17 protein-coding genes are annotated in these 20,062 nt (G+C 69.3%); all 17 read left to right on the top strand.

Annotation, left to right across the window (positions count from 1 at the left end):
* The first annotated feature begins 147 nt into the window (after positions 1 to 147).
* Entirely contained in the window at positions 148 to 1,743 is a 1,596-nt protein-coding gene (locus tag HW577_RS07610) for an ABC transporter substrate-binding protein (RefSeq protein WP_198375538.1), read from the top strand.
* A 76-nt stretch (positions 1,744 to 1,819) separates the two neighbouring features.
* Positions 1,820 to 3,409 (top strand): ABC transporter substrate-binding protein, encoded by a 1,590-nt coding sequence (locus HW577_RS07605; RefSeq protein ID WP_198375537.1) that lies wholly within the window; start codon positions 1,820 to 1,822, stop codon positions 3,407 to 3,409.
* 66 nt (positions 3,410 to 3,475) lie between these two features.
* Complete coding sequence (locus HW577_RS07600; RefSeq protein ID WP_198375536.1) at positions 3,476 to 5,068, top strand: ABC transporter substrate-binding protein; 1,593 nt, start codon at positions 3,476 to 3,478, stop codon at positions 5,066 to 5,068.
* A 13-nt stretch (positions 5,069 to 5,081) separates the two neighbouring features.
* Complete coding sequence (locus HW577_RS07595; RefSeq protein ID WP_198375535.1) at positions 5,082 to 6,668, top strand: ABC transporter substrate-binding protein; 1,587 nt, start codon at positions 5,082 to 5,084, stop codon at positions 6,666 to 6,668.
* Between the two features lie 181 nt (positions 6,669 to 6,849).
* Positions 6,850 to 8,451 (top strand): ABC transporter substrate-binding protein, encoded by a 1,602-nt coding sequence (locus tag HW577_RS07590; RefSeq protein ID WP_198375534.1) that lies wholly within the window; start codon positions 6,850 to 6,852, stop codon positions 8,449 to 8,451.
* Between the two features lie 24 nt (positions 8,452 to 8,475).
* Entirely contained in the window at positions 8,476 to 9,417 is a 942-nt protein-coding gene (locus tag HW577_RS07585; protein ID WP_198375533.1) for an ABC transporter permease, read from the top strand.
* The gene (locus tag HW577_RS07580; RefSeq protein ID WP_232474757.1) at positions 9,417 to 10,346 is read left to right on the top strand and encodes an ABC transporter permease; all 930 of its coding nucleotides are present in this window, start codon (positions 9,417 to 9,419) and stop codon (positions 10,344 to 10,346) included. The genes HW577_RS07585 and HW577_RS07580 overlap by 1 nt, the downstream gene beginning before the upstream one ends.
* Before the next feature lie 5 nt (positions 10,347 to 10,351).
* Positions 10,352 to 11,341 carry an ABC transporter ATP-binding protein gene (locus HW577_RS07575; protein ID WP_198375532.1) on the top strand — a complete coding sequence of 330 codons (990 nt, stop codon included), beginning with the start codon at positions 10,352 to 10,354 and terminating at the stop codon, positions 11,339 to 11,341.
* Positions 11,338 to 12,369 carry an ABC transporter ATP-binding protein gene (locus HW577_RS07570; RefSeq protein WP_198375531.1) on the top strand — a complete coding sequence of 344 codons (1,032 nt, stop codon included), beginning with the start codon at positions 11,338 to 11,340 and terminating at the stop codon, positions 12,367 to 12,369. The genes HW577_RS07575 and HW577_RS07570 overlap by 4 nt, the downstream gene beginning before the upstream one ends.
* A 230-nt stretch (positions 12,370 to 12,599) precedes the next feature.
* Positions 12,600 to 13,103, top strand: a complete 504-nt coding sequence (locus tag HW577_RS07565; RefSeq protein WP_198375530.1) for a (2Fe-2S)-binding protein — start codon at positions 12,600 to 12,602, stop codon at positions 13,101 to 13,103.
* Positions 13,104 to 13,196: 93 nt separating this feature from the next.
* A complete protein-coding gene (locus HW577_RS07560; RefSeq protein ID WP_198375529.1) occupies positions 13,197 to 15,587 on the top strand; it encodes a xanthine dehydrogenase family protein molybdopterin-binding subunit in 2,391 nt (796 codons plus the stop codon).
* A gap of 98 nt (positions 15,588 to 15,685) precedes the next feature.
* A complete protein-coding gene (locus HW577_RS07555; protein ID WP_198375528.1) occupies positions 15,686 to 16,477 on the top strand; it encodes an FAD binding domain-containing protein in 792 nt (263 codons plus the stop codon).
* Between the two features lie 145 nt (positions 16,478 to 16,622).
* Positions 16,623 to 17,177, top strand: a complete 555-nt coding sequence (locus HW577_RS07550; RefSeq protein ID WP_198375527.1) for a D-Ala-D-Ala carboxypeptidase family metallohydrolase — start codon at positions 16,623 to 16,625, stop codon at positions 17,175 to 17,177.
* Positions 17,178 to 17,240: 63 nt separating this feature from the next.
* The gene (locus HW577_RS07545) at positions 17,241 to 17,645 is read left to right on the top strand and encodes an AtzH-like domain-containing protein (protein WP_198375526.1); all 405 of its coding nucleotides are present in this window, start codon (positions 17,241 to 17,243) and stop codon (positions 17,643 to 17,645) included.
* A 5-nt stretch (positions 17,646 to 17,650) separates the two neighbouring features.
* On the top strand, positions 17,651 to 18,301 hold the full coding sequence (locus HW577_RS07540; protein WP_198375525.1) for a 2-hydroxychromene-2-carboxylate isomerase: 651 nt from the start codon (positions 17,651 to 17,653) through the stop codon (positions 18,299 to 18,301).
* Positions 18,298 to 19,560 carry an NAD(P)/FAD-dependent oxidoreductase gene (locus HW577_RS07535; RefSeq protein WP_198375524.1) on the top strand — a complete coding sequence of 421 codons (1,263 nt, stop codon included), beginning with the start codon at positions 18,298 to 18,300 and terminating at the stop codon, positions 19,558 to 19,560. The genes HW577_RS07540 and HW577_RS07535 overlap by 4 nt, the downstream gene beginning before the upstream one ends.
* A gap of 117 nt (positions 19,561 to 19,677) precedes the next feature.
* On the top strand, positions 19,678 to 20,062 hold a 385-nt coding region (locus tag HW577_RS07530), incomplete at its 3' end, for a cold shock domain-containing protein (protein WP_332837530.1).

Raw genomic sequence — 20,062 nt, 5'->3', positions numbered from 1 at the left:
CCCCCCCCCCGCCTGCGCCGCCGCGGCGTTCGAAGCCCGGCGTCCGGGGGCCGGCCGATGCCCGATCGGCGCGGCCCTGGGGCGGTTCCACTCGGCCGGCGGCTGCTCTAGGCTTCCCATCCGCAATTCCATCGGAGACGGGGACCCATGTTCCGACGCGACCTGCTGGCCGGCGCCGCCGCCGCCGCGGCCCTGCCGCGCTTCGCCATCGCGCAGACCGCCGCCGCGCGGACGCTGCGCTATGTGCCGCACGCCAATCCAGGCAACATCGATCCCTTCACGAATACCGCCTTCGTGGCCCGCGACCACGCCTTCCTGGTCTATGACCAGCTCTACGGCATGGACGAGCAGTTCCGCCCGCAGCCGCAGATGGTCCAGGGCCATGTCGTCGAGAATGACGGGCTGCTCTGGCGCTTCACGCTGCGCGAGGGGCTGAAGTTCCACGACGGCACGCCGGTGCGCGGGCGGGACTGCATCGCATCGATCCGCCGCTGGGGCCGGCGCGACGCCTTCGGGCAGGAACTGTTGGTGCGCGTCGCCGACATGACCGAGGAGAGCGACCGGGTCTTCGCGATCCGCCTCAACCGCGCCTTCCCCAAGATGCTCGAGGCCTTCAGCAAGGTCACGACGAGCTGCCTGTTCGTGATGCCGGAGCGCCTCGCCAACGTCGATCCCTTCACCAACATCGCCGAGGCGGTGGGCAGCGGCCCCTTCCGCTTCGTGCAGAACGAATGGGTGCCGGGCTCCTCGCTCGTCTATGCGCGCAACGCGGACTACGTTCCGGTCACCTCCGGCACCGCCTCGATGACGGCGGGCCCCAAGGTCGCGCATTTCGACCGCGTGGAATGGCGGATCATTCCCGACGCCTCGACTGCCGCCGCCGCGCTGCAGGCGGGCGAGATCGACTGGTGGGAACAGCCGACGGCGGACCTCTTCCCGCTGGTCGCGCGCAACCGCAACATCGCGGTGGACATCATCAACGGCACCGGGCTGATCGGGATCTTCCGCCCGAACCACCTGACGGCGCCCTTCAACAACCCGGCCGTGCGCCGCGCGGTGCTCACGGCGATCAACCAGATCGACTTCATGACGGCCGTGATCGGCGAGGCGGGCGTCCCTGGCCGGGCGAACCTGCGGCGGGAAGGGATCGGCTACTTCGCGCCGGAGAGCCCCTCCGCCTCGACCGTCGGGCTCGACCGGCTGCGCAAGAACATCGACGCGGCGCGGGCCGAGCTGCAGGCGGCGGGTGCCATGGGCGCGCGGCTCGTGCTGCTGAACGCGACCGACCTTGCCTCGATCAACGCGGCGACGCTGGTCGGCGCCGACCTGTTCCGCCGCATGGGCTTCAACGTCGACCTGGTCAGCGCCGACTGGGGCACGGTGGTACAGCGGCGGGCGAGCAAGAACCCGATCGACCAGGGCGGCTGGTCCGGCTTCTTCACCTTCTGGAGCGGCGTGGACCACTGGAACCCGGCGAGCCATGCCTCGATCCGCGGCCATGGCGACGCGGCCTGGCCGGGCTGGCCGACCATCCCGGCGATCGAGGCGCAGCGTAACGCCTGGTTCGACGCGCCGAACGACGCCGCCGCGCTGGCCGCGACGACCGAGATGCAGCGCATCGCCTTCGACGAAGTGCCCTATGTGCCGACCGGCATGTACTACCAGCCGACCGCATTCCGGCGGAACCTGACCGGCATGCTGAAGGGCCAGCCGCCGCTGTTCTGGAACGTCCGGCGGACGTGATGCGCGCAGGGCCTCGCGCGGCTTGCGCGGGGCCCGCCGATCTGGTCAAGACGGGCGCCCGTTCCGGAGTTGGCCGATGCAACGACGTGCCCTGATCGCCGCCGCCTTCGCGCTGCCCGCGCTGGCGCGGCCGGCGCTCGGGCAGGGCAGCGCGGCCGCGCCGAAGACCCTGAAGTTCGTCCCGCAGGCCGATCTCGCGGTGCTCGACCCGATCGTCACCACCGCGAATGTCACGCGCCTGCATGGCTTCGCGGTGTTCGACACGCTCTACGGCCTGGACGCGGACTACGCGCCCGCGCCCCAGATGGCCGAGGGCCACACGGTCGAGAATGACGGCCGGCGGGTGGCCATCCGCCTGCGCGAAGGGCTGAAGTTCCACGATGGGGAGGCGGTGCGTGCGCAGGACTGCGTCGCCTCTATCCGCCGCTGGGCGCAGCGCGACGCGTTGGGCCAGGCGCTGATGGCCCGCACCGAGGAAATCGCCGCGACCGACGAGCGGACCATCCTGTTCCGGCTCTCGCGCCCCTTCCCCCGGCTGTTCGATGCGCTGGCCAAGGTGACCGCGCCGGTCTGCTTCATCATGCCCGAGCGGCTGGCGGAAACCGACCCGACCCGGCCCGTGACCGAGATGATCGGCAGTGGCCCTTTCCGTTACCTGGCCGATGAACGCGTTCCCGGCGGCCGCATCGCCTATGCCCGATTCGACGGCTACGTGCCGCGCGCGGAAGGCGCGGTGGCCTGGACCGCGGGACCCAAGCGCGCGCTGTTCGACCGCATCGAGTGGCATGTGCAGCCCGACGCCGCGAGCGCATCCGCCGCGCTGCAGGCGGGCGAGGTCGACTGGTGGGAGAATCCGTCCTCCGACCTCCAGCCCGCGCTGCGCCGCAACCGCAACATCGTGATGGAGATTCCCGACCCGACCGGCTTCGTCGGGATGGCGCGCTTCAACCACCTCCATCCCCCCTTCGACCGCGCCGTGATCCGGCGCGCCCTGCTCGGCGCGGTGAACCAGGGGGAGTTCATGCAGGCCGTGATCGGGGAGGATCGCAGCCTGTGGCGCGACGAGGTCGGCTTCTTTGCCCCGGGCACGCCGCTCGCGAGCGAGGAGGGGCTCGGGCCGCTGACCTCCGCGCGCGACATCGAGCGCGTCAAGCGCGAGATCGCCGAGGCCGGCTATGGCGGGGAGAAGGTGGTGCTGCTCGCGCCCAACGACTTCCCGACACTTTCCGCCCTTGCCAATGTCGGCGCGGGGATGCTGCGCCAGGTCGGCTTCGACGTGGAGATCTTCTCGGCCGACTGGGCGGCGGTGGTGCAGCGCCGCGCGCGGCGTGAAGCGCCGGAGCGCGGCGGCTGGAGCATGTTCTTCACCTTCTGGGCCGGGCTCGACACCGCGCATCCGGGCGTGCACCAGGCGTTGCGCGGCACCGGCGAACGCGCCTGGTTCGGCTGGCCGACCATGGCGAAGATGGAGGAGCTGCGCGGCGCCTGGCTCGACGCGCCTGACCTTGCCGCGCAGCAGCGCATCGCGCGGGAGATGCAGGCCGAGGCGATGCGCGAGGCGCCCTACCTTCCGCTCGGGCAGTATTTCCAGGCCACTGCCTATCGCCGCGGCATCTCCGGCATGGTGAAGGGCCTGCCGGTGTTCTGGAACCTCCAGCGCGGCTGAGCGCGGGGTTGCCGATCCCGCCCGCGGCTGGTCAGATGCCGCCGAAAGAGCGCTGGGAGAACAGCAATGAACCGTCGTGACCTGCTGAAGGCGGGCGCCGTGGCCGGTGCGGCCGGCGCGCTGCCAGGATTCGCGACCGCGCAGCCGGCACAGAACCGCGTCCTCAAGATGGTGCCGCAGGCGAACCTCACCAGCCTCGACCCGATCTGGACGACGGCGAACATCACCCGCAACCACGGCCACATGATCTACGACAGCCTTTACGGGCTGGACGCGGAATTCCGGGCGCAGCCCCAGATGGCCGAGGGCCATGTGATCGAGGATGAGGGCCGCACCGTCACCATCACGCTCCGCCCGGGGCTGAAGTTCCACGATGGCGAACCGGTGCGCGCGCAGGACGTGGTGCCCTCCATCAACCGCTGGATGCGGCGCAACCCCTTCGGGCAGAAGCTCGCGACGGTGGTCGATGCGCTCGATGTGGTGGACGACCGGCGGGTGCGCTTCAGGCTCAAGCGCGCATTCCCGCTGCTGTTCAAGGCGCTCGGCCAGGTCTCGAACAGTCCGGCCTTCATCATGCCGGAACGGCTCGCGCGCACCGACGCCTTCCAGCAGGTGCGCGAGGCGATCGGATCGGGCCCCTTCCGCTTCAAGGCGGACGAGTTCAATTCCGGCAGCCTTGTGGTCTATGAGCGCAACCGGGACTACATCCCGGTCTCCTCCGGCACGACCAGCCTGACGGCGGGGCCCAAGATCGCGCATTTCGACCGCGTCGAGTGGCACATCATCGTCGATGCCGCGACGGCTGCGGCCGCGCTGCAGACCGGGGAGATCGACTGGTACGAGCAGCCGCCGCCGGAGATCCAGCAGCTGCTCCGCCGCAACCGCAACATCGCGATCGAGGCGATCGACCCGCTACCGCTGACCGGCATCCTGCGCTTCAACCACCTGCACGCGCCCTTCAACGACAAGAAGATGCGCCAGGCGATCCTTCCGGCGATCAGCCAGGAGGACTTCATGCAGGCGGTGGTCGGAACGGAGGCGGCGCTGTACCGCACCGGCGTCGGCCTCTTCACGCCGGGCACGCCGCTTGCCAACGATGAAGGGCTCGAGGCGCTGAAGGGCCCCCGCAGCCTCGACCGCGCCAAGGCGCTGATGCGGGAGGCCGGCTACACCAACCAGCCGATGCGCCTGATCGGCCCGACCGACATCCTCGCCCCCGCGGCCATGACGCAGGTGGGGGCCGACCTTGTCCGCCGGCTGGGCTTCAACGCCGACATCGTGCTGACGGACTGGGGCACGACCGTGCAGCGCCGCACGTCGCGCGAGCCCTTCGACCGCGGGGGGTGGAACATGCTCTTCACCTCCTTCTCCTCGGTCGATTTCGTCGATCCGGCGGCGCATTTCCCGCTGCGCGGCAACGGCACCAACGCCTGGTTCGGCTGGCCGGACATCCCGCGCCTGGAGGAACTGCGCGACGCGTGGTTCGAGGCGCCGGACCTGCCGACCGAACAGCGCCTTGCGCGCGAGATGCAGCGCGTGGCGATGGACGAGCTGCCCTATGTGCCGGTCGGCTCCTACCTGTCGATGACGGCGCTCCGGCGCAACCTGACCGGGCGCGTGCCGGGGCTCGCGCTCTACTGGGGCATCCGCAGGACCTGAAGGGAGAATGGCCATGGAACGTAGGACCTTCCTCGGCGCCACGGCGGGGATCGCCGCCGGCGGCGCCGCCGCGCCCGCGATCGCGCAAGGGGCGGCCGCGCGCACGCTGCGCGTCATCCCACAGGCGAACCTGACGAGCCTGGACCCGGTGTGGACGACTGCCGTCGTCACGCGCAACAACGCCTTCCTGATCTACGACCAGATCTGCGCGACCGACGCGGCCGGCGCGGTGAAGCCGCAGATGGCCGAAGGCTGGGACGTCTCCCAGGATCAGCTGACCTGGACCTTCCGCCTGCGCGACGGGCTGATGTTCCATGACGGGGAGCGGGTGCTGGCGAAGGACTGCGTGGCCTCGATCGACCGCTGGCGGCGGCGCGACCCGTTCATGCAGGTGCTCTGGCCCAACGTGGCCGAGCTCGCTGCGGTGGACGACCGGACTTTCCGCTTCAGGCTGCATCGCCCGACGCCGCTGCTGCTGATGGCGCTCGGCCAGACGCAGTTCCCCTGCTTCGTGATGCCCGAGCGCATCGCGCAGACAGACGCGTTCCAGCAGATTCGCGACACGATCGGGTCGGGCCCGTTCCGCTTCCTGCGCGACGAATGGAACCCCGGGCAGCGCGCCGCCTGGGCAAAGAACGAGCGCTACGTGCCGCGGCAGGAACCGGTCGATGGGCTCGCCGGTGGGCGTGTGCCGCGCATCGACCGCGTCGAATGGACGATCATCAGCGACCCGGCGACGAGTGCCAACGCCATTGCGCAGGGGGAGCACGACTACTGGGAATACCCGCTGCACGACCTGCTGCCGATGTTGCGGCGCAACCGCAACGTGGTGGTGGAACAGCGGCTGACCGACGGCACCTATGGCGTGGCGCGCTTCAACACGCTGCAGCCGCCCTTCAACAACCCTGCGATCCGCCGCGCGGTCGCGATGGCGGTGGACCAGCGCGACTACCTGCGCGCCGTCGCCGGGGACGATCCGGCCGGCTGGGGGGTGTGCGAGGGTGTGTTCACCTGCGACACGCCGCTGGCCAACGAGGTGGGCAGCGACGTGCTCAAGGTGCGCAACATCGACCGCGCGCGCGCCGCGCTGCGGGAGGCGGGCTACAACAACGAGAAGGTCGTGCTGATCGCGCCGGGCGACTATCCGCAGATCAACGCCCTGTCGCTGATGACGGCGGACATCCTTCGCCGGCTCGGCATGAATCTCGAGCTCATCGCGGCGGACTGGGGCACGCTCGTGCAGCGGCGCACCTCGCGCGAGCCGGTGGAGCGCGGGGGGTGGAGCATCATCCACACCACCTCCTCCGGCCAGTCGCTGGCGCTGCCGGTCTTCCACCTGTTCCTGCGCGCGAACGGCAACGACGCCTGGTTCGGCTGGCCGAACGTGCCGGAGGTCGAGCGCCTGCGCGCCGAATGGGTGGAGAAGGGCGGGGACCCCGCGGAAGGCCGCCGGATCGGGGAGGCGCTGAACCGGGAGGCGATGGCCGCGATGTACTACATCCCCCTCGGCTACTACTGGCAGCCCTCGGCCTGGCGACGGAATGTCACGGGGATGTTCCGTGCCCCGGCGACCGTTTTCTGGAACGTCGGCAAGAGCTGAGAGACCTTCTGGCACGCCCGGTGCTAGGCCCTTCGGGTCCTCCGAAAGGGCCGGTGCGGAGCCATGACGGCGCCTGCATCCGGGCCTCGGCCGGGTGCTGGTCGGGCGCACACGGATGATGCAATGTGACCGGCAACCGGGCAGGGGAGGCCTTGCCAGGACGCCAACAGGGAGAGTTTGTATGGACCGCAGAACGTTTCTCAAGGCTGGCGCCGGCGTTGCCGCGATCGGCTCGGCTGGCGGGCTGTCCTCGCCGGCGCTGTCGCAGGGTGCCGCCGCGCGGACGCTGCGCTTCGTGCCGCAGGCCAACCTCGCGAATTTCGACCCGATCTGGGGCACGCAGTATGTCGTGCGCAACGCGTCCGTGCTGGTGTGGGACACGCTCTACGGGTTCGACGAGCGGCTGGAGCCGCAGCGCCAGATGGTCGAGGGGGAGGAAGTCTCCTCCGACGGCAAGACCTGGACGTTCAAGCTGCGCGAGGGCCTGCGCTTCCATGACGGGGAGCCGGTGCGCGCGCGCGACGTCGTCGCCTCGATCAACCGCTGGATGCCGCGCGACCCGATGGGCCAGCTGCTGCGCGCGCTCAATGTCGAGCTCAGCGCGGTGGACGACCGGACGTTCCGCTGGGTGCTGAGCGCGCCCTTCACCAAGATGAAGATGGCGCTCGGCAAGAACGCGACGCCGATGTGCTTCATCATGCCCGAGCGCATCGCGTCGCGCTTCGACAGCTTCACGCAGATCAACGAGTATGTCGGCTCCGGCCCGATGCGCTTCGCGCGCAACGAATGGGTACCGGGCGCGCGCGCCGTCTTCACGCGCTTCGACCAGTACGTGCCGCGCAACGAGCCGGCGAGCTGGCTCGCGGGCGGCAAGCGCATGATGGTCGACCGCGTCGAGTGGGTGATCATGCCCGACCCGGCCACCGCTTCCGCAGCCCTGCAGAACGGCGAGGTCGACTGGTGGGAGAACCCGATCACCGACCTCGTGCCGGTGCTTCGCCGTAACCGCAACATCCAGGTCGACATCGCCGATCCGCTCGGCAACATCGGCAGCTTCCGGATGAACCACCTGCATCCGCCCTTCAACAACGTGAAGGTGCGCCAGGCGGTGATGACGGCTCTGAGCCAGCAGGACTACATGACCGCGCTGGTGGGCGACGACCGCAGCCTGTGGCGCACCCTGGGCGGCTTCTTCACGCCCGGCACGCCGCTCTACACCGAGGAAGGCGGCGAGATGATGAAGGCCGCGAACCTTGAGCGCGGCCGCGCGCTGCTGCGCGAATCGGGCTATGCCGGCGAGCCGGTGATCTGCCTCGTCGCGCAGGACCAGCCGATCACCAAGGCGCAGGGCGACGTGACGGCGGACCTGCTGAAGCGCCTGGGCATGAATGTCGACTACGTCGCGACCGACTGGGGCACCGTCGGCCAGCGCCGCGCCGTGAAGAACCCGCCCAACCAGGGCGGCTGGGGCATGTTCCACACCTGGCACGCCGGCGCGGACGCCATCAACCCGGTGCTCTACAACGCGGTGCGCGCGAATGGCGACGGCGCCTGGTTCGGCTGGCCGAACGTGCCGGCGGTCGAGGCCGAGGTGCCGAATTGGATCCAGGCGCCGAACCTCGAGCAGGAGCGCGCGGCGATCGGCCGCCTCAACCGTGCGGCGGTCGAGAATGTCGTCTATTGCCCGACGGGCTTCTTCCTCGGCTACCAGGCCTGGCGCCGGAATGTCTCTGGCATCGTGAAGGGACCGATTCCCTTCGCCTGGGGCGTCTCCAAGTCCTGACCAACTGACAGGTAACCCGCGATCATGTTCGCCTATGTCGTCCGACGCGTGCTGGCCACCATCCCCGTGATGGCGGTCGTCGCGCTGTTCGTCTTCAGCCTTCTCTACATCGCGCCGGGCGACCCGGCGGCGGTGATCGCGGGTGACCAGGCCACCCCGGAGGATGTCGAGCGCATCCGCGCGAGCCTCGGCCTCGACCGCCCCTATCTGGTGCGGTTCGGGGCCTGGGTCTTCGACATCCTGCGCGGCGACCTCGGCGTGTCGATCTTCACGAACCTGCCGGTGTCGCTGATGATCAAGCAGCGGCTGGAACCCACCCTGTCGCTGATGGTCGTGACGCTCATCCTTGCCGTCTCGATCGCGGTGCCGATGGGCGTGATCGCGGCGGCGCGGGTCGGCACCTTCGTCGACAAGTTCGTCATGGCCTTCGCGGTGCTGGGCTTTTCGGTGCCCGTCTTCGTGGTGGGCTACCTGCTCGCCTATGTCTTCGCGCTCGAACTCGAATGGCTGCCGGTGCAGGGCTACACGCCCTTCAGCGAGGGCTTCTTCCCCTGGATCGAGAACCTGATCCTGCCCGCCGTCGCGCTCGGGTCGGTCTACATCGCCCTGATCGCGCGGATCACCCGCGCCTCGATGCTCGAGGTGCTGCAGCAGGATTACATCCGCACCGCGCGCGCCAAGGGCGCGGGGCAGCGCAGCATCCTGTTCCTGCACGCGCTGAAGAACGCGGCGGTGCCGATCGTCACCGTGATCGGCATCGGCATCGCCCTGCTGATCGGCGGCGCCGTCGTGACCGAGAGCGTGTTCGCCATCCCCGGGCTGGGGCGCCTGACCGTGGATGCGATCCTGCGGCGCGACTACCCCGTGATCCAGGGCGTGGTGCTGCTGTTCTCCTTCACCTACGTGCTGGTCAACCTGCTGATCGACATCCTCTACACCCTGTTTGACCCGAGGATCCGCTACTGATGGCCTCCGCATCCGTCCTCAGCCCGGCCGACGTCTCGGCGGCCAAGGTCGCCGCCGCGGCCCCGATGGGCGACATCATGCCCCCGGTGAAGGCACGCCACGGCCTGTGGGGCTTCATCTACCGCAATCCCACCATCGCGATCGGCGGTGGCATCGTGCTGCTGATGGTGATCATGGCGGTGTTCGCGCCGCTGTTCTGGACCGTGGACCCGACGGCGCTCGCCCCCGCGCGGCGCACGCGCGAACCTTCGGCCGAATACTGGTTCGGCACGGACATGCTGGGCCGGGACGTCTATTCGCGCGTGATCTACGGGGCGCGCGTCTCGCTCATCGTCGGCTTCTCGGTGGCGATCTGCGCATCGATCATCGGCCTGACCATCGGCCTCGTCTCGGGCTTCGTGCGCTGGGCGGACAGCATCGTCATGCGCGTGATGGACGGCATGATGTCGATCCCGCCGATCCTGCTCGCCATCGCGCTGATGGCGCTGACGCGCGGGTCGGTGCAGAACGTGATTATCGCCATCACCATCGCCGAGGTGCCGCGCGTGTCGCGCCTGGTGCGCGGCGTGGTGCTGTCGCTGCGCGAACAGCCCTATGTCGATGCCGCGGTGGCGGCGGGCACGCGGACGCCGGTCATCATCTGGCGCCACATCCTGCCCAACACCATCGCGCCCATGACGGTGCAGGCGACCTTCATCTGCGCCTCCGCCATGATCACGGAATCCATCCTGTCCTTCATCGGCGCGGGCACGCCGCCGATCATCCCGTCCTGGGGCAACATCATGGCCGAGGGCCGGGCCCTGTGGCAGGTGAAGCCCTACATCGTGTTCTTCCCCGCCGTGTTCCTGTCGATCACCGTGCTCGCGGTGAACATGCTGGGCGATGGCCTGCGCGATACGCTGGACCCGCGCATGGCAAAGAGGATCTGAGTCCGATGGCCCTGCTCGAAGTCGACAACCTCCAGACCCATTTCCGCTCGCGCGACGGCATCAACCGGGCGGTGGATGGCGTGTCCTTCCATGTCGAGGCGCGCGAGACGGTCGCCATCGTGGGCGAATCCGGCTGCGGCAAGTCGGTCACCGCCATGTCCATCCTGCGGCTCATCCCCGAGCCGCCGGGCAAGATCGCGGGTGCGATCCGCTTCAACGGCCGCGACCTGCTGAAGTGCTCGGACCGCGAGATGCGCGACATCCGCGGCAACGAGATCAGCATGATCTTCCAGGAGCCCATGACCAGCCTGAACCCCGTGCTCACGGTGGGACGGCAGATCGGGGAGACGCTGCGCCTGCACCAGGGCCTCTCGGCCCAGGCGGCGGAGAACCGCGCGGTGGACATGCTGAACCTGGTCGGCATCCCCGAAGCCCGGCGGCGCGTGCGCGAATACCCGCACCAGCTCTCGGGCGGGATGCGCCAGCGCGTGATGATCGCCATCGCGCTGGCCTGCAATCCGAAGCTGCTGATCGCGGACGAACCCACCACGGCGCTGGACGTGACGATCCAGGCGCAGATCCTGGACCTGATGCGCGACCTCAAGCGCACCGTGGGGGCGGCGATCGTCATCATCACCCACGACCTGGGCGTGGTGGCGGAAGTGGCCGAGCGCGTGATCGTGATGTACGCCGGGCGCAAGGTCGAGGAGGCCGAGGTCGGCCGCCTGTTCCGCAACCCGCGCCATCCCTATACGCAGGGGCTGCTCGGATCGATGCCCAAGCTCGGCTCCTCGCTCACCGGGGTCGAGACGCGCCTGCAGGAAATCCCCGGCGTGGTCCCGAGCCTGAAGCGCAAGCTCGAAGGCTGCGTCTTCGCTTCCCGCTGCGCGCACGCGACGGATCTCTGCACCAAGGTCGCGCCCGCGCTCGAGGAAAAGGCGCCGGGCCATATCGCGGCCTGCCACTACGCTCTCAAGGACGCGCTTGCCGCATGAGCACCCCCATCCTCGAGGTCAACGACCTCAAGAAGCACTTCCCCATCCATGGCGGCTTCTTCGGCGGGCGTACCGGCTACGTCTATGCCGTGGACGGCGTGTCCTTCTCGATCGCCAAGGGAGAGACGCTGTCGCTGGTCGGTGAATCCGGCTGCGGCAAGTCCACCGTCGGCAAGGCCATCCTGCGGCTGTTCCCGATCACGGGCGGCAGCGTGAACCTGGACGGCACGCGCATCGACGACATGCCCTCGGGCACGCTGCGCCCGATGCGCCGGCGGATGCAGGTGGTCTTCCAGGACCCGTTCAGCAGCCTCAACCCGCGCATGCGCGTGCGCGACATCCTGGCCGAGCCGATCCGCAACTTCGGCCTGGCGAAGGACGCCGCGGACATCGAGAAGCGCGTGGGCGACCTGATGGACCGCGTGCGCCTGCCGCGGGATGCGGTGGGCCGCTGGCCGCACGAATTCTCGGGTGGGCAGCGCCAACGCATCTGCATCGCGCGCGCGCTCGCGGCAGACCCGGACCTCATCATCTGCGACGAGGCGGTCTCCGCCCTCGACGTCTCGGTCAAGGCGCAGATCGTGAACCTGCTGCAGGATCTGCAGAAGGAACTCGGCCTCGCCATGCTGTTCATCAGCCATGACCTCGCGATCGTCGAGCACATGACGCACCGCGTGGCGGTGATGTATCTCGGCAAGATCGTGGAAGTGGCCCCCAAGCGCCAGCTTTTCGCGGCCCCGAAGCACCCCTACACGGAAGCCCTGCTGTCGGCCGTGCCGGTGCCCGAACCGGGCGCGCAGCGCGAGCGCATCATCCTGACCGGCGACGTGCCATCCCCGATCAATCCGCCCAAGGGCTGCCGCTTCCACACGCGCTGCCCCTACGCCTTCGACCGGTGCAGCAAGGAGGAGCCCGAGCTGCGCCCGACCGAGGAAGGCCACTTCGCGGCCTGCCACCTGCACGACCGGCCGGCTTCGGAAAACCCGCTGGCCGGGGCACGTGGCGCCGCGGTCATCGCGCATCATTGACGGGCGGGCAGGGGCGTCCTGCTCCTCCCGCACCCCGTCCATTCGTGCTGTCGCAACCGCCGGGAATCATGCGGTTGCGACGTTATTGAGATTCGTTCGCATTCGACGGATGGCGCGCCACCTGCCGCCCGTCGACGCTTGACGAGGCATGGGCGCCGGCGCGAGGCTTGCGCCCCATCGCACGGGCGCCACATGCCCGATCACCAACGGAACTCTCGGGGAGACGAACGATGCCGCAGGTCACGCTGACCGTGAACGGCCAGACCCACACGGCGGAGGTTGAGGGCCGCACCCTCCTCGTCGAACTGCTGCGGGAGACGCTGCGCCTGACCGGCACGCATGTCGGCTGCGACACCAGCCAGTGCGGCGCCTGCGTCGTGCACATCAACGGCGAGAGCGTGAAGTCCTGCACCACGCTCGCCGTGATGGCGAATGGCGCGAACGTCACGACGATCGAAGGGCTCGCCAAGCCCGACGGCACGCTGCACCCGATGCAGGAAGCCTTCCGCGAATACCACGCCCTGCAGTGCGGCTTCTGCACGCCGGGGATGGTGATGTCCGCCATCGACCTGGTGCAGAAGAACCCGCAGGGCCTGACGGAACAGCAGATCCGCGAGGGGCTCGAGGGCAATCTGTGCCGCTGCACGGGCTACCACAACATCGTCAAGGCGATCGCCGCCGCGGCCGATGTGATGCACGGCAAGCGGAGCGAGATCGCGCGCGCGGCCGAATAGGCCGCGCCACCCGGGCGCGCGATGCGCGCCCCAAGAAGCGGCCCGGCAAATCCCGGGCCCCCAGAAGAAGCCCCAAGGGAGAGGCAAACGACCATGAACGTGGTGACCCCGTTCGAAGGCATCGGAGCGAGCGTCCGCAGGAAGGAGGATTTCCGTTTCCTTCAGGGCCGCGGCGCCTACACGGATGATTTCAATCGCCAGGGCCAGTTGCACGCCTGGATCCTGCGCAGCCCGCACGCGCATGCGCGCATCAAGGCCGTGGACACCAAGGCGGCGGCCGCGATGCCGGGCGTCGTCGCGGTCTTCACCGGCGCCGACATGGCGCGCGACAACATCGGCGGCCTGCCCTGCGGCTGGCAGATCCACAACAAGGACGGCTCGCCGATGGCCGAGCCGCCGCATCCGGTGCTCGCCATCGACAAGGTCCGCCATGTCGGCGATCCGGTCGCCGTCGCCATCGCGGCGACGCGCGAGCAGGCGCGCGACGCGGCCGAAGCGATCCTGGTGGACTACGACGTGCTGCCGGCCGCGGCGACGATGGACGCCGCGCTGAAGCCCGGTGCCGCGCCGATCCATGACGGCGTGGCGGGCAACCTCTGCTACGACTGGCACATCGGCGACAAGGCGGTGGTGGACGCGGCCTTCGCCTCGGCCGCCAAGGTCGTCAGCCTCGACCTCGTGAACAACCGCCTGATCCCGAACGCGATGGAACCGCGCGCGGCCCTCGGCGAGTTCGACCGCACCACGGGCGACTACACGCTGACGACGACGAGCCAGAACCCGCACGTCATCCGCCTGCTGATGGGTGCGAACGTGCTGCACATCCCCGAAAGCAAGCTCCGCGTGGTGGCCCCCGATGTCGGCGGCGGCTTCGGGTCGAAAATCTACCACTATGCCGAGGAGGCGATCGTCACTTGGTCGGCCGGCAAGCTCGCCCGCCCGGTGAAGTGGACCGCCGACCGCAGCGAGTCATTCATGTCGGACGCGCACGGGCGCGACCATGTCTCGCATGCGGAACTCGCGCTGGATGCGGAGGGCAAGATCCTCGGCCTGCGTGTGTCCACGCTCGCGAACATGGGCGCCTACCTGTCGACCTTCGCGCCCTGCGTGCCGACCTATCTCTACGCTACGCTGCTCGCCGGCGTGTACACGACGCCGGTGATCTATTGCGAGGTGAAGGCCGTCTTCACCAACACCGTCCCCGTCGATGCCTATCGCGGCGCCGGCCGGCCGGAAGCGACCTTCCTGCTGGAGCGGCTGATGGACGTGGCGGCGCAGGAAACGGGCATCGACCGCGTCGATCTGCGCCGGCGCAACTTCATCCCGACCGACGCCTTCCCCTACCAGACGCCGGTCGCGCTGCAATACGACAGCGGCAACTACCACGCGACGCTGGATGAGGCGCTGAAGACCTCCGACTGGGCGGGCTTCGAGGCGCGCCGCGCGGAGTCCGCCAAGCGCGGCAAGCTGCGCGGCATCGGCATCTCGACCTACCTCGAAGCCTGCGGCATCGCGCCCTCGGCCGTGGTGGGCAGCCTCGGCGCGCGCGCGGGCCTATATGAGGTCGGCACGATCCGCGTGCATCCGACCGGCAGCGTCACGGTGCTGACCGGCGCGCACAGCCACGGGCAGGGGCATGAGACGACCTTCGCCCAGCTGGTCGCCGACAAGCTCGGCGTGCCCACCGCGCAGGTCGACATCGTGCATGGCGACACGGCCAAGGTACCCTTCGGCATGGGCACCTATGGCTCGCGCTCGCTTGCGGTCGGCGGGTCGGCGATGATGAAGGCGATGGACAAGATCATCGCCAAGGGTAAGCGCATCGCCGCCCATCTGATGGAAGCCTCGGTCGACGACATCGAGTTCGACCGCGGCACCTTCCGCGTCGCGGGCACGGACAAGACCAAGGCGCTGGTGGACATCTCGGTCGCGGCCTACGTCCCGCACAACTACCCTATCGAGGAACTCGAGCCCGGCCTCGAGGAGACCGCCTTCTACGACCCCAAGAACTTCACCTATCCGGGCGGCTGCCACATCGCGGAAGTCGAGATCGACCCGGAGACGGGCAAGGTCTCGATGGTGAACTTCACCGCGGTCGACGATGTCGGGCGCGTCATCAACCCGATGATCGTCGAAGGCCAGGTGCAGGGCGGCATCGCCCAGGGCATCGGCCAGGCCTTGCTGGAAACCTGCGTCTATGACGCGAGCGGCCAGCTGCTCTCGGGGTCCATGATGGACTACACCATGCCGCGCGCGGACGACCTCGCGCCGGTCTCGGTCGCGACCCACACCACGCTCTGCACGCACAATCCGCTCGGCGTGAAGGGCTGCGGGGAAGTGGGCGCGATCGGCTCGCCGCCGGCCGTCATCAACGCGGTGGTGGACGCGCTGCGCGACTACGGCGTGCGGACGCTGGACATGCCGGCCACGCCGGCCAAGATCTGGCAGATCATCAATGGCGGCCGCAGGATGGCGGCGGAATAGGGACAGGATCGCCGGCCGATCGCCGGAGGGCTTGGCGGCGACCCCGCCACGGCCCGGAGGCGTGAATCGGCCGGCCAGCGAGGCAAGGAGCACAGAGCATGTATGATTTCGCCTATCACAAGCCGGCCAGCGTCGCGGATGCGGTGAAGCTGCTGGCCGATCCGGACGCCAAGGCGGTCTCGGGCGGGCACACGCTGCTGCCCGCGCTCAAGCACCGGCTCAACAAGCCTTCCGCGCTGGTGGACCTGTCCGGCATCGCGGAGCTGAAGGGCATCAGGCGCGTCGGCAATGCCATCGTCATCGGCGCGCTGACCCGGCATGTCGAGGTAGCGACGAGCGCCGAGGTGGCCGCTTCCATTCCCGCGCTCGCCTATCTCGCCGGCCATATCGGCGACGTGCAGGTGCGCAACCGCGGCACGATCGGCGGCTCGGTCTCGAACAACGACCCGGCGGCGGACTATCCCGCGGCCGTGCTCGGGCTCGGCGCGACCGTGCACACCTCCGCGCGCAAGATCGCCGCGGATGACTTCTTCCTCGGCATGTTCACCACGGCGCTGGAGCCGAACGAGATCCTGACCGCGATCGAGTTCCCGATCCCGGAAAAGGCCGGCTACGCCAAGATGAAGAACCCGGCGAGCCGCTACGTCATGGCCGGCGCCTTCGTCTCGAAGGGCCCGATGGGCGTGCGCGTCGCGATCAACGGTGCCGCTCCTTGCGTGTTCCGTCAGGCGGACATGGAAAAGGCACTGTCGGCCAACTGGTCGGCGGACGCCGTCGCGGCCGTGAAGCAGGCGGCCGATGGGCTGAACGCCGACATCCATGGCAGCGCGGAGTACCGTGCGCATCTGGTCACCGTGATGGCCAAGCGGGCCGTCGCCGCCGCGGGCTGAACCGCGCCGCAACGCAATGGAAGGGCCGGCCTTGCGCCGGCCCTTTTCATGTCCGGGCATGTGCGCCGTGTGACCCGCCGCATCACGCTCGAAATCGTGAGAAAGCTACAGCTCCGGCGTCGCGCTTCTTCGGGAGGACGCCGCCATGTCATTCGACAAGTCCAAGTTCGAAGCGTTCGTCGGCTCGATCGGCCTCAAGCACTTCACGGCGGACGAGTTGCTCGTCGGCCGCTACCAGCCCAAGAACGGTCCACCGCCGCTCGGCATGTGGCACAACATCGTACCCACGATCGTCGTGCTCGACGCGCTGCGGGAAGAACTCGGCGCGTCGATCAAGCTGATCAGCGGCTACCGTACGGAGGCCTGGAACGACCCGGCCAACAACCCGGGCCGCGCCAAGCTCAGCCAGCACCAAGCCTTCTCGGCGCTCGACTTCAAGGTGACTGGCGTGCCGCCGGCCACGGTGAAGGCCGTGCTGAAATCGTGGGAAAACGATCGGTGGTTCTGGAGCGCCCTGGATTTCGAGCGGAAGCCAGTGCGCATTTCCGCGGGCAACATTCCGTTCGGGGAGCTGCCGCGCAAGTTCAGCACCGGGCTTTTCGGCTGCTGGTTCGTCTTCCGGGGCTATATCAAGGCCTACGGCACGTCCTTCACGCATCTCGACACACGGGGTATCACTGGCTCGACACCGGGCGAATGACCGACCCGGCTCGGGTCCCGGCCGCCTGGCCGTCGCCCCGACGAAGGATGGGGGCGGCGGGCGATGGACATCGACAATCCCGAAACCATCGCCGAGGCCCGCGCGGTCTTCGACCGCTATGAGGCGGCGATCGCCGGCAACGACACGGAGGTGCTCGACGCCTCCTTCTGGCCGGACCCGCGCACGGTGCGCTTCGGCGTCACCGAGATCCTCTACGGCATCGATGCCATCCGCGCCTTCCGCGCCACGGTGAAGTCCTACGCCGCGCGGGTGACGCGCAAGGTGCACATCACCGCCTTCGGCCGCGACTTCGCCTGCACCCATCTGGAATACGAGCGCGTCGGTACAGGCCTGATCGGGCGGGAGACGAAGATCATGGTGCGCCTGCCCGAACACGGCTGGCGCGTCGTCTCGGCCCATGTCTCGCTGCTGGCGGGCCATGATCCCGGCCGCACGCAGAAGGGGTGAGCGCCATGGGACAGACCGTCGAGTGCTTCTACACGTTGTCGAGCCCCTGGATGTACTTCGCGGGCCCGCAGCTTACCGACATCGTGAAGCGCCACGGCGCGACGCTGCTGCTGCGACCCTATGATTTCCGCCTGGTCATCAAGCACACCGGCGGCATACCGCTGCGCACCCGTCCCGAGCCGCGGCAGGACTACCACGCGCTCGAACTCGACCGCTGGTCGCGCCACCTGAAGATGCCGATCAAGCTGAAGCCGAAGCACTACCCGCCGACCGACCAGCGCCAGGCCGGGCGCATGGTGATGGCCGCGCAGGCGCGCGGGATGGATGCGCAGGCGCTCTCCCACGCCATGCTTCGCGCGCTGTGGGTGGATGAGCGCGACATCGCCGACCCTCGCGTCCGCGTGGCGATCGCCGAGGAGGAAGGCCTGCCCGGCGACGCCCTGCACCGGGAGGAGGAAAGCCAGTCCGTGATGGCGGAATGGGACCGCAACAACCAGGAGGCTGTCGCCCGCGGCGTCTTCGGCGCGCCGACCTTCTTCTGCGGCGACCTCTGGCTCTGGGGCCAGGACAGGCTGTTCTTCCTCGACCAGCACCTCGCCGGCGTCGCGGTGCAGTCCGGACCATCGAAGGTCATCGGCAAGACCCGCGCCTCATGAGCCGCCACGTCGTCGTCATCGGCGCCGGCATCGTCGGCGCCTGCACGGCGGTCGAGGCGCTGCGCCGCGGCTTCCGGGTGACCATCCTCGACCCTGCCGACCCTGGCGGGGAACAGGCGGCTTCCTACGGCAATGGCTGCTGGCTGAGCCCCATGTCGGTGATCCCGCCCGCCGTGCCCGGGCTGTGGAAGAAACTGCCGAAGTTCCTGAGCGATCCGCTCGGCCCGCTCGCCATCCGCTGGTCCTATTTCCCGCGCGTCGCGCCGTGGCTGCTGCGCTACCTCGCCGCCGGCTGGACCTGGGAGAAGGTGGAGGAGGCGGCCCGCGCGCTGCGCCCGCTCGTTGTCGACGCGCCCGCGCTGCACAAGGCGCTGGCCGAGGAAGCCGGCGTCGGCCACCTGATCGAGCGCCGCGGCCTGATCTACATCTACCCCACGCGGGCGGACTTCGAGGCCGAGGCCAAGGCCTGGGAGATCCGCCACAAGGTCGGCGTGCGCTGGCTGGAACTCGATGCCGACGAACTCCGCCAGCGGGAACCCGAGCTCGACCGCCGCTACACCTTCGGCGTGATGGTGGAGGAAGGCGGGCACTGCACCGACCCCGGCGCCTATACCGCGGCGCTGGTCGCCCACGCGGTCGGGCAGGGGGCGACCCACCGGCGCGCGCGGGCGACCGGCTTCGCGATCGAGGGCGGGCGTCTCCGCGCCGTGCGGACGGACCAGGGGGATGTCGCCGCCGATGCCGCGGTGATCGCCGCCGGCGCCTTCGCCAGGCCGCTGGCGGCCGCGGCCGGTGATGCCGTGCCGCTCGAGACCGAGCGCGGCTACCACGCCGAGCTTTCGGCGCCAGAGGTCTCGCCGCGGCACGGGCTCATGCCCTCCGACGGCAAGATGTCCATCATGCGGACGGAGAACGGGCTGCGCTGCGCCGGCCAGGTGGAGATCGCGGGGCTCGATGCCGCGCCCAACTGGCAGCGCTCGGCCATCCTGCGCGACCACCTGCTCCGCTGCTTCCCAGGCCTGCCGCGGGACCTGCCGGCGGATCGGGTGAAGGTATGGATGGGCCACCGCCCGTCCATGCCCGACGGCAAGCCCTGCCTTGGTCCGGCGAGCGCCACGCCGGATGTCGTCCACGCCTTCGGCCATGGCCATACCGGGCTCGTGGCCGGGGCGCGAACGGGGCGGGTGGTGGCATCGCTGCTGGCGGGCGAGGCGCCGGAGATTCCGGTCGCGCCCTTCGATCCGCGGCGCTTCGCCTGACCACCCGGGGTCGTATCGCGGCGATTTTTCTCGCTTTGCCGTGGCGTCGATGCCATTGTGACATACAGCGACCCTGCATCCCGCAGGCTCGCTTGTTTTGCGTGGACCTGCAGGAACGTGTCTGAATTCGAGAACCAGGGTGGCTCCGGGCCCATCGAGGCCGAGGTGAAGTGGTACAACAGCCGGAAAGGCTTCGGCTTCGTCCTCGGACCCGACGGCAATGACGTCTTCTTCCACGCCTCGGCCCTGACCGAGGCTGGGATCGAACCCCCCGATACCGGCGACAAGCTGGTCTGCGAGATCGGCACGGATCGCCAGGGTCGGCGCCTCGTGACCCGCATCGTCGAGCTGAAGCGCGGCGAAGGTGGCGGCGCCGGTGCCCGACCGCCCCGGCGCGACTTCGCCGGCGGCGGCGGCGGCTTCGGCGATCGTCCCCCGCGGCGCGACTTCGGCGACCGTCCCCCGCGCCGTGACTTCGGCGGCGGTGGCGGCTTCGGCGGCG

This window comes from Neoroseomonas rubea (assembly GCF_016106015.1).
Lineage (GTDB): Bacteria > Pseudomonadota > Alphaproteobacteria > Acetobacterales > Acetobacteraceae > Neoroseomonas > Neoroseomonas rubea.
The sequence above is the reverse complement of the archived record's forward strand: the minus strand, read 5'-3'. Positions and strand labels throughout refer to the sequence as shown.